A 14,980-nucleotide genomic window follows, 5' to 3' on the forward strand; every position below is an offset into this window, starting at 1 on the left:
GCCCCAACGAATACGAACACCGACACCACACCGCTAAACTCACGCTCGCCGCGTGATCAATAACCGCGTGCCCACCTTCACGGGGGAAGGCCCCACCTTCACGGGGGAAGGCCCATCCTCGAGTCTGGCTGCGGTATGCCGCGCGGAGTCCGCAGTGCTCTGGCCGGATCTACGAATCTGGTAGGTGCGGGGATCGGCGGCATTGCCTCCATCAAGGCTGCAGCACACGCTCAGAAGGGGCAGATCCAGGCGATGCAGATGAAGATGCAGACCGAAGCCGACTTACGGTCGAAGGAGAAGTCCGAGGCCGCCGCCGTGGAGGCGATCCGTCAGCTCCACATCATCAAGCAGCACTACTGGACGCACCCTCGTGAGGACAACCAGAGGTTGTCCTCTTGGGAGGAACGACTTCGCAAGCAGCTCGCACAGATGGAGTTGATTACCCCGCGTCTACGCAATGCCGAGTTGTGTGAGCGCGTGGAGCAGATCATGGAGGCACTGGCCTACCACCGCGAGCTGAGGGATCCCAGCCTGGACGGGTACCCCGGCCTCGCCTACGAGTTGTTTCGGCACGGAGTTGACTGCCTGGGCACTGCTGTGCGGCACGAGCCTTAGCCTGATGAGCCCAAGGCCGTCCGTGACGCTGCTGGCATCGTCGCCGAGTACAACGCTCGAACGGAGGAGGAGGCCCGGTTGTACGAAGAGGGCTATCACTGATCCGGGTCCGAAGCCCTCGGGTGGGCCACCGGCGTCTGCTGAGTCGGGTCAGGACACACCACGGGCCTCGGGGAGTGAAGACATCCCCGGGGCCCGGTGTATGGAGTCGCGCTGTTCAACGACGGCCCGATGCCGACGTCATGGGTGCGTGCACCCGTCGGCGCGTTCAGGCCGCCTCAGGCTGCAAAGGCTCCACCTGGCGCAGGCAGTACACGCACCTGGATGCCGAGTCGACGCGGCCCATGCGTCGTCGGCAGTCCCCGCGTTCACGCACCGGCCCCCGGCCGTCCGCGCAACCTGGGCAGGTCATCACCCCTGCCGGAAGCCGAAGCTGACCACCCACCCCTCGCCTTGCGCGGCGTCACGCGCCAGCTGCGAGACCTCGGAGGCGGAGCGCGCGTCTTCGTCGTCGCCGGTCTCTACCGCCAGATAGACGGCGAAGCAGTCGTCGGTGTCGCACACGACAGCCACTCCTGTAGGCATTCGATCCCCTCTCAAGCCGCAACTGCGCCCAACAAGACCATCTTGCTGACGGGAACGTCCTCGCACTGGTGTCCCCACAAAAGCCGGGTCCGCGTGACTCGAATTCGAGTCGGATCGTTCGAATCGGGTGCGCGGAATCGAACCCACTCAGGGCCTTGACCGTCGCCGTGGCGGCGCGGGAGTGTCGGTGCGCAACTATCCGCAACCAGCTCGACAGGGGAGACGGTCATGACGTTACGGTTCGTCGGGATCGACCCGAACACCGGAGGCGGCGGATCGCCGACGGTGTGGGTCGAAGAGGAGAGCGCGGACCTGGTCCTTCAGGGCGAGGAAGCCGAAGAACTACTGAGGGCACAGGTGAGCGGAACCGAGTGGGTCGCCGGCCATCAGGCGGGGATCCCGCCGCACGAGACGGTGATCCGGATTCCCGTCCGCATGGTGTCGATTCTGAGGGAGGCCTGTGATGTCGCAGAACAGCGTGCCGGACTTCGCTGAACTGCTGGGCGGAGCACAGCACACGGCCGTGCATCTGGAGATGCGCGACCTCTACGGCGTCGGTGACGAGGTCGAAGAGATCGAGAACTTCACCCGCACCGGCCAGATCACCCTGGATCCCACCGCCTCGTTCTGGCCCGAGTGGCTCGGCATCGTGAAGGACACCCTCGCCCGGGGCGTCGTCATGCGCCGCGCCCGGATCGTCTCCGAGCCGGTCACCGACTACATCCGGTGGGAACACGCCGTGACCCCGCTGAACCTGGGCGCTGGCGAACAAGTGCGCTGGCTGCCCCGGCGGCAAGCCTCCGACATCCCTCTGCCGGGCAACGACTTCTGGCTGATCGACGACCGCCTCGCCGTGTTCCACTTCTTCACCGGCGACGGCGACTGGGCGAACCCCGGGTTCGAATTCACCGCGGACCCGGCCGCGGTGAACCTGTGCGCCACGGCGTTCGAGACCGTATGGGAGCGCGGCATCCCCCACGAGAAGTACACCGTCTGAACCCCCTGAGCAGCTACACATGACCGCCTCCCCCTCCTCCAGCGCCCAGGGAGCCCGCGAAGCGCTCGCCGTGCGCTTGCAGCACCTGCGCAAGGACGCCGGCCTCACCGGGAAGGAACTCTCCGCCCGGTGCGGCTGGCACCCCGCGAAGACCACCCGCCTGCAAAAGGGCGAGGCCCCGCCCTCGGATGCGGACATCCGCATCTGGTGCGCGGCCTGCGGCGCCGACGACCAGGCCGACGACCTCATCGCCACCGCCCGCGCGGTCGACTCCATGTACCTGGAGTGGCGCCGCCTGCACCGCACCGGCATGCGCAAGGTCCAGGAAGACTTCTACGCCCTGTACGAGCGCACCCGCATCTGCCGGGCGTACCTGTCCAACGTCCCGCCGGGCTTCTTCCAGACGCCGGCGTTCGCCACCGCCCTCATGGAACAGATCACCGCCTTCCAGGGCACCCCCAACGACGTCGCCGAAGCGGTCGCCGCACGCGTCGCCCGCTCCCGCTTCCTCTACGAGGGCGGCCACCGCTTCGTCGTCCTCATGGAGGAATCCGTCCTGCGCTTCCGCACCGCCGGCCCCGACGCCATGCGCGGGCAGCTGCGCCACCTCCTGGCCGTGATGCCGCTGGCGTCCGTCTCCCTCGGGATCATCCCGTTCACCGCGCAGCGCACGGTGTGGCCGCTGGAGGCGTTCTACCTCCACGACGACGTCCAGGCCGTGGTGGAGACCCTGACCGCCGAGATCAACGTCACCCAGCCCCGCGAACTCGCCGACTACGCCAAGGCCTTCACCGAGCTGTCGAAGATGGCCGTGTACGGCGACGCCGCCCGCGCCCTCATCCAGGCCGCGATAGACGCCCTGGAGTGAACTTCCGCAATAACCCGCAATTTCGTTGAGTACCTGTCCCCATCGTCCGTAGCGTCAAAGCCACCGACGCCACCAGCCAACGGGGAGGCGGGACTTCATGCGCGCACCCACCCACACCACGGGCCCCACGCCCTCCGGCCGCGGGCTCCAGCAGCCTGGCTACGGCGTCCCCTCCCCGGCCCTGCTGGCCCGCGCCGACCGCGGCTTCGCCCGCTTCCTCACCCGGGCCACCCCGACCAGCGACACCGGCCCCGCCACCGACGACGCGAGGCAGCGATGACCAGCCGGATGCACACGGTCCTCTACGACCCCCAGGGCCTGATCGAGGCCGAACTTCCCCTCGACCGCACCCCATACGAGGCGCTCGTCACCGCCGCCCTCGCCTGGACGACCCCGGGCCTCGCCTCCCGCGACTACACGCAGATCGCCCTGCAGCTGACCGGCCACGCCCGCGCCGTCGCCACTGAGGTGAAGCGTCACGCCCAACTGCTCCCCGTCGACAGCGGCCGCCGCGCGCTCGCCGACGTCGTCCTGGACGAGGCCGGCCAACTGCTGGACGCGCCCATCGAGGGCACCGCCGCCTGCGTCCAGGACCGCGCCCGCCTCGTACGCGCGCTCTACGAGCGGCTCGACCGCCTCACCCAGAGCGAACCGACCGAGCCGGTCACCCCCTGATTCGTCGCGCACCCGGGCGAGACCCGCCCGGTCCCCGGGCGCGCGGCGCCGGCACCACCCCGGCCCGGCCAGTCAGCTTCACCCGTCGCCCGGTTGCGCGAAGCCGGCCGGGACAGTCACAGCCACCACCGTTGGAGGCGTACGTGAGCACCACAGCCGTGAGCACCTCGCCCAACATTGCGACTCCCACCGCAGCGGAGGTCTTCGCCTTCGCGGACCTTCAGATCTGCGCGGCTGCTGCCGAGCAGTGGCCGCACGCCGACCTCGACGTCGGCGACCAGGTCCCGAGCGTCACCGGATACGTGCGCCGCATCCATGTGGACGGCCGCCCGCTCCACGCCAAATACTCGCTGCTGGGGGTGTCCCTGGTGTCGTTGCTGCGCGGCGCCTGCGGGCCCTGGCCCCAGGTCCGCGCCGCGCAGCAGGAGTACGTGCAGCGCGCGGACGCGCTGATCGGACGGGAAGCGGCTCAGCTGCGGCTCCTGGTGGAGCTCGGCCGGCCCCGGGTCTGCCCGCTGGTCGGAGTGCGGCGGGGCGTGCTGTTCACCGAGTCTGTCACCGGTCCGAGCCTGGCCCAGCTCCTGCTGGACCAGCCGCAGGACAGCGCCACTCTACTCGCCGGGATCTTCGGCGAACTGCGCGAACTCCACCACCCGGCCGCCGTAGAGCGGCTCGCATCTGCCGGTGCCATCGGAGAGCGCAGCATCGCCGGCACCTTCCAGCGCAAGTTCAACGGACTGTCGGGCCCCACCTACGTGCAGCGGCTCGGGGCCGACCGGTGCGCGGCCGATGACCGCAAGGAAGTCGTCGAAGCGCTGAAGCAGGTCGTCGTCCGGCTGCACCGGTTACGGGGCCGGGTGCTGCCGCAGCCACACCGCCGCGTGCTGGTCTACGGCGACCTCAAGCCCGAACACGTCCTCTTCACCGACGGGCCCGCCCAGCCACCGGTGTTCATCGACCCGGGGCTGCTGCTCGCCCAGACGGCGGTCGACGTCGCGAAACTGATCAGTCGGACCGTGCTCACGCTGGCCGCGTCCCGCCCGGGAACGGAGACCGGCAAGCAGGTGGTGCACGGAATCGGTGTCTTCGCCGGAGGCCGGATGAAGGGCCTGTCCGTGAAGGCCTGCCGCGCCTGGCTGCGGGACGTGCTGGTGCTGTGGCTGATGGACAGCGTCAACATCCTCACCACCTACCTGTCGGCGCCTGCCGAACTGCCGCTGCCCGCCCAGGGCACCGCTCTCGTGGGCCGTGCGGTGACCCTCGCCCGGATGCTCGACCGGATCAGCGCCGACCTCACCACGGCAGGCGGTGCCGGTGCCGTGTGGGACGGCGCCCTGGACTACGCGCAGGCGGTCGCCGCGTGACGCCGGCATCGCTGGAAGCGGTCGGCGTGATCGGCGCCGGAGCGGTCGGGCAGGCCGTGTCCACCGCCCTGGTTGCCTCCGCCCTGCCCGGGCGGCTGCTCATCGCCTCCCGCGTCCTGGACCAGGCGGTGGCCCTCGCCGCCGACCTCGAGGACATGCGCCAGGCCACGGCCTCGCCGGTCCACCCCGAAGCCTGCGATGTGGAGGGCATGGCCGACTGCACGGCGGTCGTCGTCGCCGTGCGAGCCGCCTTCACCAACACGCACACCGCTGACGTGCGCATGGCCGGCGCGGCGGCGAACGCCCCCGTGATCCGGGCGCTCGCTACCTGTCTGCGCGGCTACCAGGGCACCGTGCTGGTGGTCACCAATCCCGTCGACCTGATGACCCGGCTGTTCGCCGAAACCTCCGGCTGCCCGCGCGTGTACGGCATCGGATCCAACCTCGACTCCGCCCGCTACCGGCTCACCCTCGCCCGCCTCCTCAACGTGCCTGCCGATGCCGTACAGGGGCACGTGATCGGTGAGCACGGCGACGGGGCCGTGGTGTGCGCATCGTCGACCACCGTCAACGGCACGCCCGCCGACCTCCCCCTTGCGGAGGTACGCGCAGAACTGCGTACCCGCCCCGGGCGGATCAGCGCCGGGGTCGGCCGGACCCGCTCCGGGCCCGCCGGCGCTGCGCTGTCGGCCCTGCGCAAGGCCCTGGGCCTGGTCGACGGGACCGAGGAACTGACCTGCGAACACCGCGGCGACTGGCTCGGAATTCCGTTGCGCTTCACCTCTGGTCGGCCCGTAGCGTGCTTGCCTGCCCTGAATGCGGACGAAGACGCGCAGCTGGCCGCGACCCTTACCAAACTCCGAGGCGCCTACCGGGCGCTCGGCTGTCCTGCCCCATCCTCGACCCCTCTGGAGACGACGTGAGTACCCCCACCGCCACCCGGCTGCAGGCCGCGGACGCGAGCGTGACCGTGCTCAGCAACACCGCCTTCGTCACCGACTGGGCCCGCCGGTACTTCGGATCGTGGTGGAACGCCTTCGACATGCCCACCAGCAGTGTCTGCGCCGGGCCGCTGGTCACGGCCGACCTTGACGAGAAGGCGTACACGGACCTCGCCGCGCTGGTGCGCTCCTGCCCCCACGACGAGGCCACCTACGCCAAGGCCCAGCTGCTGCTCGCCCGGGACAGCACAGGCACCATCACCGGCGTCTCCCCGGACGAAGGACTCGCCTACCGCTCCGAACAACTCGGCAGCCACGTCACCCTCTCCGGCCACACGGCGCAGCCGCTGGCGCTGGCCGCCGCACGGATCGCCCGCGAGATGATCCGCGCGTCCCTGCTGCGCGACGGCTGGACGCTCCTACACGCCTCCGCGGTCGTCCGCGACGACCGCGCCCTGCTCGCCTTCGGCTCCAAGGGCGCGGGCAAGACCACCACCGCCCTGCTGCTGGCCCATCGCGGCGCCCAGCTCCTCGCGAACGACCGGGTGTTCGTGAAGGCCGTCGGTGACGAGCTGCGCGTCCTGCCCTGGCCGTCAGCGGCGGCCATCGGGCTGGGCCTGCTCGATGCGCTGAGCCTCTACGACGTCGTCCGCGACCGGCTCCATGCGGGCGAGCAACTCCACCCCACGCAGCACCAGGACGTCACCGATGCCCTCCTGGCCGGCCGCCGCGAGCCGCTGTGGGAGCCGGGCGGCAAACGGGAGATGAAGGTGCAGGTCTTCCCCGACCAGTTCGCCACCTGGTTCGGCATGGAACTCGCGACGGGCGGACACGCGGCGGCACTGCTGTTCCCCCGCATCGACCCCGCCTCCATCCCGGCCGTGGTCGACGGCGACCGGGCCCTCGGTGAAGACGACTTCATGAGCGGCAGCACCGAGGACCGCTACCCCGACCACTTCGGCCTCGCTCACGGCATCAACGGCGGCGGCAGTGACGTGGCACGCGCGACCGTCGCCGACCGGCTCGCCACCCTCCCTCACCACCAGGTCGTGCTGAGCCACGACACCCAGGCCAACGCCGACTTCCTCGCCAAACTCGCGGCCGACCTGTGAACCGAGCCATCACCGCCGGCCCATCCGCAGCCCCAGCAGACCGGCGAAGGAAGGCCGCCATCCTCTCCACCGCCGCGGCGTAACCTCCGCCGCGACGTCGTCGACGGGCTTCGGCGGGGGCGCGATCCGGTCCGGATCCATCCCCACCTTGTGCGGATGCACGCACGCCGGAGTCCCGTCCGCGGTGTACCGGAAACCGTCCTCGGGGTTGAACGGGCACTCCCAGGACGGACGGTCGTGTGAGAACCTGCCGCGTCTCGCTGCGTACGCTGCGAGCATCGAGGTGTTTTCGAGGAAGAGCTGCGGATGACTGAGAAGGCGTCTGTTCCCGGGCCGCGCCGGGACCTGGCGATGCACAACGACTGGTGGGTGTCGGGCTGGGAGCACGTCCTGCCCCGTCAGGGCTTCCCGCTGACCATGCTGATCGGGACGGCGTGCGAGCCCGGTTTCACCGGCTCACTGGACGACCTGGTGCACGAGATCTTCGACGGGCATTGGGACATGATCGGCGGCGACCTCGACGGCGCGCTCACCTTCTCCTGGCCGGATGAGGAATGGGACTACGAGGCCGCGCCGGAGGGCCGCGAGGCATGCGAGGCGGCCCGCTGGGAGCAGTTCAGCACCATGCTCACGACCGCCGGCTTCCCGGTGCCCACCACCGTGCGGGACCTGTCCGAGCTCTACCTGACGTGGGGCCTGGCCCGCCGCGAAGAGACGCCGGACGGCACCCGATGGTCCATGCCCGCTGCGCTGCCGCTGCCCGGCGACCTGCTGCCCCTGGACCCGGAACTCACCGAGCGCCTCGACGGGATCCGCTGGACGATGCGCACCGGCCCGCTCCTCGACACCCTCATCGACCACCTGGTCAACGATCTGGGTGAACCGGCAGAGACCCTCACCTCTCTGGACCGGCTGGCGGCAGCCACGGGCCAGGACGTCGACGACGTCCGGCTCGCTCTCGCGGAACTCGTGAAATCCGGCGACGCTCGTGTCCAGCGCGGCGAGGAGCCGGCCGACGCGGAGCGCCTGGAGGCCCACCGCCGCTTCCGCCTGGTCATGGACTGGGAGCACTTCCACGAGAACCGCATCCAGGTCAGCCGGGGGTGACTGAGGCCGTGCACGGCACCGTGGGGACCAGCGACACGCGCTTGATCGTGCTCCGCGGCAACAGCGCCTCGGGGAAGTCGTCCGTCGCGGCCGGCCTGCGCGAGAAGTTCGGCCGCAATCTCGCCATCGTCGGCCAGGACAACCTGCGCCGCATCGTGCTGCGCGAACGCGACCGGCCCGGCGGCGCGAACATCGGCCTGATCGACCTCACCGCCCGCTACGCCCTGGACAACGGCTTCCACGTCGTCTTGGAGGGCATCCTGTACGCCGACCGCTACGGCACGATGCTCCAGGACCTGGTGCGCGCCCACCAGGGCGTCACACGGTGCTACTACCTCCACGTGCCCTTCGAGGAGACGGTGCTCCGGCACGCGACGAAACCAGACGCCGAGTACCTCGCGCACGTCAACGAGGGCCACCTACGCGACTGGTACCGAGAGAAGGACCTGCTCCCCAACGGGCTGGAGACCGTTATCGACGCGGCCAGCACCCTGGACGACACGGTCCAACAGATCCTCTCCGAGAGCGGCCTGGACGGCATTCTCCCGATCGACCGCTGAGGGGCGCCACCGCAGGTACGGTCATCATCACGGCACCGACGACGGCACACACCACCGGACCCAGGGGGCAATGGGCGTGGAGAACGGATCGCAGAGCATCCCGTGGGGCGGCGAGTGGCGACGTCACCTCCGCTCCGATGCCGAGATGGATCTCGTGCGCTCGTGGATGCGCCGTGTCGAATGCCCGACCTGCAAGGCAGCCGCAGGGCGGGCCTGCCGCACCGCGGGCGGCCGCCCGACCAACGAACACCGTGCACGCCGTGACGCCGTCGGCCCCGTCCCGTACGCGAAGTGGCGGAAGGAGGGCCTCATCCCGGAGCAGCGGACGTACACGATTCCGGCCGTGCTCAAGGAGTCGGAGAAGGCCCGCGCCGACTACAACGTGGACACCGCCCTGGCCGACGGTGTGGCGGTCGTCCGGATGTTCCTCGCCGACCGGCTCGGGTTGTTCCTCAAGGGCGAGGAGGCCATGGACCGCATCGACGTCGCCGTGCGCAAACTGATCGAGGTCCGCGGCCCGGTGGGGACGGCCGACGTGGTCACTGTCCTCGCCAGCCAAGTCGCCTCGCTGCTGGCTGCGAACGCCGGACCCGACGGCGATCCGGAGGCCCTGTTCGACACGATGATCCGCGCGCAGATCGACATGGTCCGCAGGATGAATGCGATCGAGAAGGAACGAGCCGACGGCTGAGTGGCTGGTCAACACTGATGCAGTGCCACCCACTAACCTCCCGCCGATCGAAGGGATGAGCTGTGCCCGACCGACCTGAAATCGTCTGCATCTGCGGCTCTACCCGGTTCGTGGACGAGATGCGTGCGGTGAGCCGTGATCTGACCTTCGCCGGGGTCATCGTTGTCGCGCCAGGCGAAGCGGATGGGCCGGTCACCGACGAGCAGAAGGCGGCGCTGGACGCCCTCCATCTGCGCAAGATCGACCTGGCAGACCGGGTTCTGGTCGTCAACCCTGGCGGGTACGTCGGCGAGTCCACGAGCAGGGAGATCGACTACTCCCACGCCACCGGCAAGCCGGTTTGGGTGCGGATCCTTTGAAGGGAAAGGCGCGTGCTGGGCTGGGCTGGGCTGTGGCTATGAAGCGTCTGCGTAGGCGAGGTGGGTGCCGCAGCTGGTGCAGCGAAATAGCATCGCGCTTGCGCCGTTCCCGAGGTGGGTCAGGAAGCTCTCGAGTCGGGATGCGTCGTGCCAACCGCCCATTCGAAGGTCTGCTCGAAGCTGGTCGAGTGCTTCGGGGTGGGCGGCGAGTTCGGTATGTCCGACCTCGCCGATAAAGGCGGCGGCGTCGTTGCAGTGGACGAGCCAATGTGGGTCCTGCCAGGCGTGGAAGCCAGGGGTGCGGCGGGTGACCTGCTCCAGGGTCTCCCTGCTGACGCCGTCGAGTCCGTATGAGTCGGTGAACTCGCCTTCGAATCGTTCGGCGGCGCTGCCGTCGGCGATGCACCAGGGGCAGAATCGCCCGCTGACGTCCTGGGCCGTGTAGAAGGTCGCGGTGTAGATCCAGCCCCTGGCGCGCTCGCAGCAGGCGCACGTCTCGGCGCTCTCGCGGATGGATCCGCTGACGACGGGCTCCGGGTGGTAACGGAAGTAGGGCAGGTCAGTGCTCACCGGTAAACCTGCCCGCGCTAAGAGGGGCCGCGTCGACGTGGATGGTCTGTGTGTTGATGTGCACGCCTGTGAAACTCATGGGTCGCAGTCTGTTCGCAAGCACGCCCGCGATCAAGCAATGAGGGTAAAGCTCTGCTGGTCAGGGGTGGGATAGAGGCGCTCGTGCTCGCGGGCGGCGTGGAAGCGCCAGTAGGGGTCGAGGTCTCCGTTGGAGACGACGGCACGTAGTCGCAGGACGGCTTCGGCTCCGGGCAGGCTCCAGCGGGCGCCGGTGATGTCGAGGCGGTCGGCGATCAAGTGGCGGCAGGCGCCCTCGACCGCGCCGGTGGCGATCGGCCAGCCGTTTTCCAGCGCCGTCTCGTAGCGGAGCTGGTCGAGGTGGCCGGTCAGGTAGCGGTGGCAGGCATCGACGGCCCCGCGACGGGCGGCCGATAGGTGTTCCCGCTCTGCCTCGACGGTCATCTCGTGGGCGATGCGGGCCGCCTGGCCTGCCAGGATCGCGGTCAGACGGTCTGCCGCCCAGGCCTCGGCCTCGACGGTGCCGGGCTTGTGGAACGCGTGGGCAGCAGCCCAGACGTATTCGGCGACGTGCACGAAGTCCAGCAGGACATGCACCGTGACGCCACGTCGGCCGGTCTCCGCATCGATCAGATCGAGCTGATGACGGGCACCGTCGACCAGGACGACCCACGGCCGCAGCTGCCTCGGGTCACGGGCCCCGGCCTGGTCGAAGACGTCGGCGATGACCTGCTCGGGCGACCGGACCAGGGAGGCGGTGCACCACTTGTTCTCCGCCCTCGGCCCTGGGCGGGCCGGACGCTCGCCGCTGCGGCCTCCGGGCGGGTGGATCACATCGTGCGGGCGCCTGGGGGCGGGACGGGTGTCAAAGACACAGGCCACGGTCGCCATCCGCTTCCGGTTCGGCTTCTCGCCCGGCGCGAGCCGACCTCGATGGCCACCAGCTTTGCTGGCAGCGGCTCGGCGGGTGGCCTCCCGCAGACCTTCCGGCCGCATGACCACGCCCTTGCCGTCCACCTGAACCACCAGCGGCATCTCGCGGCTGCACGGGACCGGAATCTGGGTCCGGTAGAAGCCGTCGACGTCGACCGCCGCGGCGACCACGAGCTCTTCCAGCCTGCGTTTGCCGAGCACGTTTCCGCACCGGCGCTCGACCGCATCGTGGGCCTGGTCGAACGAGCCACGGACGGCTTCGATGACCGCAAGCCGCCGTAATCCCGTCGAGTGCCGGCCAGATGGCAGCGACAGCACAGCGTCGGCGGGATGAACGTTGCCCACGCTCGGGCCCCGGTGGGCGACCCGGGTCACCCGGACCATCCCGAACACGCTGGCCAGCCAGCGCGAGTGCCCCGCCTCCCGCCAGGGCCGCACCCTGCCTTCCGGCCCGACCACGACCGGGCCGACGCCCGCACGGACCTGCCTCTCCTCGTGCCGGGCGCGAAGGTCCAGGTGGTCCTGCAGCAGCAGGCGAAGCAGGTCCCGCCCGGCCGCGTCGAGGTATTCCTCCAGATCAGTGTGGGTCCATGTGTTTGCATCGCTGCCCGACAGCGTGGTGGTCAGCGTCTCGAAGGCGCTGAGGGAGCGCGCAAAGGGGTCAGCGGTGGCATGAGTGTCGTAGCGTGTCATCTCCGGGGCTCTTCCCGTCCAGCATCGATTGGGTCGCACCTTCGAATGTAGGCGCGGAAGAGCCCTGCTGTTAACGGGAGTTGGGCGAACGTCCCGTCCGGTGGCGGGCTGGGGTGAACATGCCTGGGGTGTCCTCGTCGAGCCAGCCCCGCTCCACCAGCCGCTTCAGCTTTGACCGGGTGCCCTCGATCTTCCCGGTCTCGGCCGGCAGGCCGATCCTCGGCACGATCTGCTTGGCGCGGACCGGCCCCGGCGCGTCCGCCACCACCTCCAGGATGTCTCGATACACGCGCGGCAGGACCTCCGGCATCATCCCGGGCTGCCAGTTCGGCACCGTCAGTACCCCGATGACGTGCCGCTCGGCCCCCGCATATGCCGACGCCACCCGTTCACCCGTGGTCGGCTGCCCAACATCGGCGGCGGCCGTCGGCTTCTCCGGGGTCATCTCCGCGAGCACTTCGGCGACCGTCTCCCGGGCGATCCGTAACCGATCCGCGTTCGCCCGGGCCAGCTCCAGTTTCCCGGACAGCTCGGCGATCTCGGCTTCCAGCTCCTCCACCCGAACCCGCGCGGCCGCCTCGCGCGCTTCCAACTCCTCGAACAGCGAGCCCATCGGCCACCCCTCCTCCTCCACCACGGTAGAGACGAGTAGCCCCGAGCACAGCCCCACTCAGCATTCCCCGAGCTCAGCCGTTCCCTTCAGAGGAACTGCACCCGGCCGAGTTCGGCAAGTACGGCGCCAGCGGAGTCAAGGGCCACCAGGCCGTCGCCCGCCGGCTCGACGCCCTCGCCGACTTCATCGCCACCCCCGTCACCACCCGGCGCGGCCTCATGGCCCGCCTGCACTACCTCACCCGCACCCCCCACGCCCGCGCCGCCGCCCACGACGCGGGCCTGACCGTCACCGACCGCACCCTCAAGGCATGGCTGGCTGGCACCCGCAGCCCGAACAAGCAGAACCTCGCCCGGATCGACGACGCCTACCGCACCCTGCGCCGCCGCAACGTCGCCCGCTACCTCCTGGCCCGCCTCAACCGCGCCGGCCGGGGCACCCGCGTCGAGATCCACCCGCTCGACCAGTCCGGCGTGCGTCCCTCCCACCAGCGGGCCGTGGAATTGCGTACCCTCAACATCCGCCACTGGGAGGCCCTTGTCGCGGCCTGGTCCACCGGCGACGAGCGGGCCCTGGACGACGCCTGGATCGAGCAGATCGTCGACCTCGGATCGCAATGGGGCCAGTACGAGTACGTCACCAACATCGGCTTCGCCGCCTGAGACCCGCCCGCGTTCCCCATGCCGCGTGTTTCCTCCCTGCCGTCAGTGGCGTTGCCCCGGTCGGCTGACGTGCCTGCCCAGGTGAGCGGGCGTTCCAGTGGTGAGGGACGCTGGGAGTCTTCTCAGACGTCGCTGAGGCGCAGGCCGGTGTGGGCCTTGTAGCGGCGGTTCACCGAGATCAGGTTGGCCACCAGCGACTCCACCTGGTGGGCGTTGCGCAGTCGCCCGCCGTAGACGCCGCGTGCGCCCGCCAGGCGTGAGGCGAGTGCCTGGACGGTGTCGGTGGCGGCGCGTTCGTCGCCCAGGACGAGTACGTCGGTGTCGATCTTCTCGATCTGCCGGTCTTCCAGAGTGACGGCGGAGAGATGGTGAAACGCGGCGGTCACCCGGGAGTTGGGCAGCAGGGCGGCGGCCTGCTGGGCGGCGCTGCCCTCCTCGGGCCTGAGTGCATAGGCCCCCTTCTTGTCGAAGCCGAGCGGGTTGACGCAGTCGACCACGATCTTGCCGGCGAGTTCGTCGCGGAGCGTGGTCAGCAGCTCGGCGTGTCCCTCCCAGGGAGTGGCGACGATCACCAGGTCGCTTTCCCGTGCGGTCGTGGCGTTGTCGGCGCCGCGGACGTCAGTGCCGATGGCTGCCGCCGTGGAGGCGGCCCTGGCGGCGTTGCGTGAGCCGATGATGACCTGTTGGCCCGCGCCGGCGAGCCGGTAGGCGAGGCCGCGCCCCTGTGGGCCGGTTCCGCCGAGGATGCCGACGACCAGGCCGGACACATCGGGGAGGAGATGGGGATCGTTTCGAGTGGTTTCAGCGGGAGTGGACGGACGGGTGTCGGCGGCTTCGTCTGGAGTCGTCATGCTGTGGTCCTTGGCTCGTTCGGTTCGTTCTTCCGCGGCCCGGTGCCGCTTGTCGTCAGCGGGCTGCTCGGGCCGCGATGCGGGACATCGGCCGGCGCCGTCAGGCGGTCAGGGACTCCACGCGGCGCATCACCTCGCGGCAGAAGGCGCCCACTGCGTTCGGGTCGTCGGTGAACTGCGAGGGCTTGATGCAGAAGGTGGTGAATCCCTGGACCATCTGCGCGGGGATGGGCTCGAGGGCCTGGGCGAGGTCGGCGCAGGAGTTGTCGTCGGGGAACACGGCGCGGGTGCTGCCGATCATCTCCAGGTCGGCGATGTCGCGGCCCGCGGCGGCCATCGCGGTCTTCAGCGTCTGCATCTGCTCGGGCGTCACCTTGCCCAGCGGGTTGAAGGCATGGCCGTACCGGACGATCCTGCGGACCATCGCGTCGTGCATGCCCGCGCCACCGAAGCACAGTCGGGGGCCGTCCGGGCGGTAGGCCTTGGGCTCGAAGTAGACGTCCTGGAAGGTGTAGTACTCGCTTTCGTGGGACACGGGGGAGGGGCCCCACAGCTTCGCCCAGATCTTCAGGTGTTCGTCGAGGAGCTTGCCGCGCCGGGAGAACGGGACGCCGAGTGCGGCGTACTCGTCCCGGCTCCAGCTGACGTTGGGCAGCACGGTCAGTCGGCCTTCGGAGAGAAGGTCGAGGGTGCCGAGCTCACGGGCCAGGAGCAGGGGGTGTCGCAGGGGAGCGATGACCGCCGAGGCGGCGAGGCGCAGGCGATC

At 69.8% G+C, this 14,980-nt stretch carries 20 protein-coding genes; 14 read left to right on the plus strand and 6 right to left on the minus strand.

The genetic code is table 11. From position 1 onward, the window contains the following. Nucleotides 1-135: 135 nt before the first annotated feature. Nucleotides 136-615, plus strand: a complete 480-nt coding sequence (locus tag ACIBTS_RS48475; protein ID WP_399328274.1) for a hypothetical protein — start codon at nt 136-138, stop codon at nt 613-615. Between the two features lie 411 nt (nt 616-1,026). Here ACIBTS_RS48475 and ACIBTS_RS48480 read toward each other — a convergent pair whose 3' ends face one another. Then, nucleotides 1,027-1,200 (minus strand): hypothetical protein, encoded by a 174-nt coding sequence (locus tag ACIBTS_RS48480; RefSeq protein ID WP_399328276.1) that lies wholly within the window; start codon nt 1,198-1,200, stop codon nt 1,027-1,029. Between the two features lie 228 nt (nt 1,201-1,428). Between ACIBTS_RS48480 and ACIBTS_RS48485 the strand changes: the two genes are divergently transcribed. The 12 genes from ACIBTS_RS48485 (at nt 1,429) to ACIBTS_RS48540 (ending at nt 9,874) form a co-directional block, all read left to right on the plus strand. Further along, nucleotides 1,429-1,695, plus strand: a complete 267-nt coding sequence (locus ACIBTS_RS48485) for a hypothetical protein (protein ID WP_399328278.1) — start codon at nt 1,429-1,431, stop codon at nt 1,693-1,695. Next, on the plus strand, nt 1,664-2,197 hold the full coding sequence (locus ACIBTS_RS48490) for a DUF6879 family protein (RefSeq protein ID WP_399328280.1): 534 nt from the start codon (nt 1,664-1,666) through the stop codon (nt 2,195-2,197). Before ACIBTS_RS48485 ends, ACIBTS_RS48490 begins: the two co-directional genes overlap by 32 nt. Before the next feature lie 19 nt (nt 2,198-2,216). Next, a complete protein-coding gene (locus ACIBTS_RS48495; protein WP_399328282.1) occupies nt 2,217-3,065 on the plus strand; it encodes a helix-turn-helix domain-containing protein in 849 nt (282 codons plus the stop codon). 97 nt (nt 3,066-3,162) lie between these two features. Then, a complete protein-coding gene (locus ACIBTS_RS48500) occupies nt 3,163-3,345 on the plus strand; it encodes a hypothetical protein (RefSeq protein ID WP_399328284.1) in 183 nt (60 codons plus the stop codon). Further along, nucleotides 3,342-3,740 (plus strand): DUF6415 family natural product biosynthesis protein, encoded by a 399-nt coding sequence (locus tag ACIBTS_RS48505; protein WP_399328286.1) that lies wholly within the window; start codon nt 3,342-3,344, stop codon nt 3,738-3,740. Before ACIBTS_RS48500 ends, ACIBTS_RS48505 begins: the two co-directional genes overlap by 4 nt. Before the next feature lie 143 nt (nt 3,741-3,883). Continuing rightward, nucleotides 3,884-5,104, plus strand: a complete 1,221-nt coding sequence (locus ACIBTS_RS48510; protein WP_399328287.1) for a hypothetical protein — start codon at nt 3,884-3,886, stop codon at nt 5,102-5,104. After that, nucleotides 5,101-6,027, plus strand: a complete 927-nt coding sequence (locus tag ACIBTS_RS48515; RefSeq protein ID WP_399328289.1) for an NAD(P)-binding domain-containing protein — start codon at nt 5,101-5,103, stop codon at nt 6,025-6,027. Before ACIBTS_RS48510 ends, ACIBTS_RS48515 begins: the two co-directional genes overlap by 4 nt. Continuing rightward, nucleotides 6,024-7,157 (plus strand): hypothetical protein, encoded by a 1,134-nt coding sequence (locus ACIBTS_RS48520; protein ID WP_399328291.1) that lies wholly within the window; start codon nt 6,024-6,026, stop codon nt 7,155-7,157. The genes ACIBTS_RS48515 and ACIBTS_RS48520 overlap by 4 nt, the downstream gene beginning before the upstream one ends. Nucleotides 7,158-7,463: 306 nt before the next feature. Then, nucleotides 7,464-8,264 carry a DUF6042 family protein gene (locus tag ACIBTS_RS48525; RefSeq protein ID WP_399328293.1) on the plus strand — a complete coding sequence of 267 codons (801 nt, stop codon included), beginning with the start codon at nt 7,464-7,466 and terminating at the stop codon, nt 8,262-8,264. Then, the gene (locus ACIBTS_RS48530) at nt 8,261-8,824 is read left to right on the plus strand and encodes an AAA family ATPase (protein ID WP_399328295.1); all 564 of its coding nucleotides are present in this window, start codon (nt 8,261-8,263) and stop codon (nt 8,822-8,824) included. Before ACIBTS_RS48525 ends, ACIBTS_RS48530 begins: the two co-directional genes overlap by 4 nt. Before the next feature lie 145 nt (nt 8,825-8,969). Then, nucleotides 8,970-9,515 carry a hypothetical protein gene (locus ACIBTS_RS48535; protein WP_399328297.1) on the plus strand — a complete coding sequence of 182 codons (546 nt, stop codon included), beginning with the start codon at nt 8,970-8,972 and terminating at the stop codon, nt 9,513-9,515. Nucleotides 9,516-9,577: 62 nt separating this feature from the next. Further along, nucleotides 9,578-9,874: a hypothetical protein gene (locus tag ACIBTS_RS48540; protein WP_399328299.1), complete on the plus strand. Its 297-nt coding sequence runs from the start codon at nt 9,578-9,580 to the stop codon at nt 9,872-9,874. Nucleotides 9,875-9,910: 36 nt separating this feature from the next. Here the strand turns inward: ACIBTS_RS48540 and ACIBTS_RS48545 are convergent, their stop codons facing one another. The 3 genes from ACIBTS_RS48545 to ACIBTS_RS48555 form a co-directional block, all read right to left on the minus strand. Then, nucleotides 9,911-10,444, minus strand: a complete 534-nt coding sequence (locus ACIBTS_RS48545) for a CbrC family protein (protein ID WP_399328301.1) — start codon at nt 10,442-10,444, stop codon at nt 9,911-9,913. Nucleotides 10,445-10,555: 111 nt separating this feature from the next. Further along, the gene (locus tag ACIBTS_RS48550) at nt 10,556-12,088 is read right to left on the minus strand and encodes an ISKra4 family transposase (RefSeq protein ID WP_399328303.1); all 1,533 of its coding nucleotides are present in this window, start codon (nt 12,086-12,088) and stop codon (nt 10,556-10,558) included. Between the two features lie 70 nt (nt 12,089-12,158). Beyond that, the gene (locus tag ACIBTS_RS48555) at nt 12,159-12,701 is read right to left on the minus strand and encodes a hypothetical protein (protein ID WP_399328305.1); all 543 of its coding nucleotides are present in this window, start codon (nt 12,699-12,701) and stop codon (nt 12,159-12,161) included. A gap of 95 nt (nt 12,702-12,796) precedes the next feature. Between ACIBTS_RS48555 and ACIBTS_RS48560 the strand changes: the two genes are divergently transcribed. Further along, on the plus strand, nt 12,797-13,363 hold the full coding sequence (locus tag ACIBTS_RS48560) for a transcriptional regulator (RefSeq protein ID WP_399328311.1): 567 nt from the start codon (nt 12,797-12,799) through the stop codon (nt 13,361-13,363). Between the two features lie 122 nt (nt 13,364-13,485). Here ACIBTS_RS48560 and npdG read toward each other — a convergent pair whose 3' ends face one another. Both npdG and ACIBTS_RS48570 read right to left on the minus strand, forming a co-directional pair. Further along, on the minus strand, nt 13,486-14,214 hold the full coding sequence (gene npdG, locus ACIBTS_RS48565; protein ID WP_399328307.1) for an NADPH-dependent F420 reductase: 729 nt from the start codon (nt 14,212-14,214) through the stop codon (nt 13,486-13,488). Between the two features lie 100 nt (nt 14,215-14,314). Then, a partial coding sequence (locus ACIBTS_RS48570) for an LLM class flavin-dependent oxidoreductase (RefSeq protein ID WP_399328309.1) occupies nt 14,315-14,980 on the minus strand: 666 nt, incomplete at its 5' end.

Origin of the sequence: Streptomyces sp. NPDC050121, assembly GCF_044460385.1 — a bacterium.
Lineage (GTDB): Bacteria > Actinomycetota > Actinomycetes > Streptomycetales > Streptomycetaceae > Streptomyces > Streptomyces soliscabiei.

Coding starts and splice junctions, on each gene's coding strand:
- ACIBTS_RS48490 (WP_399328280.1), top strand. CDS start 1,664: ATGTCGCAGAACAGCGTGCCGGACTTCGCTGAACTGCTGGGCGGAGCA.
- ACIBTS_RS48525 (WP_399328293.1), top strand. CDS start 7,464: ATGACTGAGAAGGCGTCTGTTCCCGGGCCGCGCCGGGACCTGGCGATG.
- ACIBTS_RS48495 (WP_399328282.1), top strand. CDS start 2,217: ATGACCGCCTCCCCCTCCTCCAGCGCCCAGGGAGCCCGCGAAGCGCTC.
- ACIBTS_RS48555 (WP_399328305.1), bottom strand. CDS start 12,701: ATGGGCTCGCTGTTCGAGGAGTTGGAAGCGCGCGAGGCGGCCGCGCGG.
- ACIBTS_RS48485 (WP_399328278.1), top strand. CDS start 1,429: ATGACGTTACGGTTCGTCGGGATCGACCCGAACACCGGAGGCGGCGGA.
- ACIBTS_RS48505 (WP_399328286.1), top strand. CDS start 3,342: ATGACCAGCCGGATGCACACGGTCCTCTACGACCCCCAGGGCCTGATC.
- ACIBTS_RS48475 (WP_399328274.1), top strand. CDS start 136: ATGCCGCGCGGAGTCCGCAGTGCTCTGGCCGGATCTACGAATCTGGTA.
- ACIBTS_RS48535 (WP_399328297.1), top strand. CDS start 8,970: ATGGATCTCGTGCGCTCGTGGATGCGCCGTGTCGAATGCCCGACCTGC.
- ACIBTS_RS48550 (WP_399328303.1), bottom strand. CDS start 12,088: ATGACACGCTACGACACTCATGCCACCGCTGACCCCTTTGCGCGCTCC.
- ACIBTS_RS48480 (WP_399328276.1), bottom strand. CDS start 1,200: ATGCCTACAGGAGTGGCTGTCGTGTGCGACACCGACGACTGCTTCGCC.
- ACIBTS_RS48500 (WP_399328284.1), top strand. CDS start 3,163: ATGCGCGCACCCACCCACACCACGGGCCCCACGCCCTCCGGCCGCGGG.
- npdG (WP_399328307.1), bottom strand. CDS start 14,214: ATGACGACTCCAGACGAAGCCGCCGACACCCGTCCGTCCACTCCCGCT.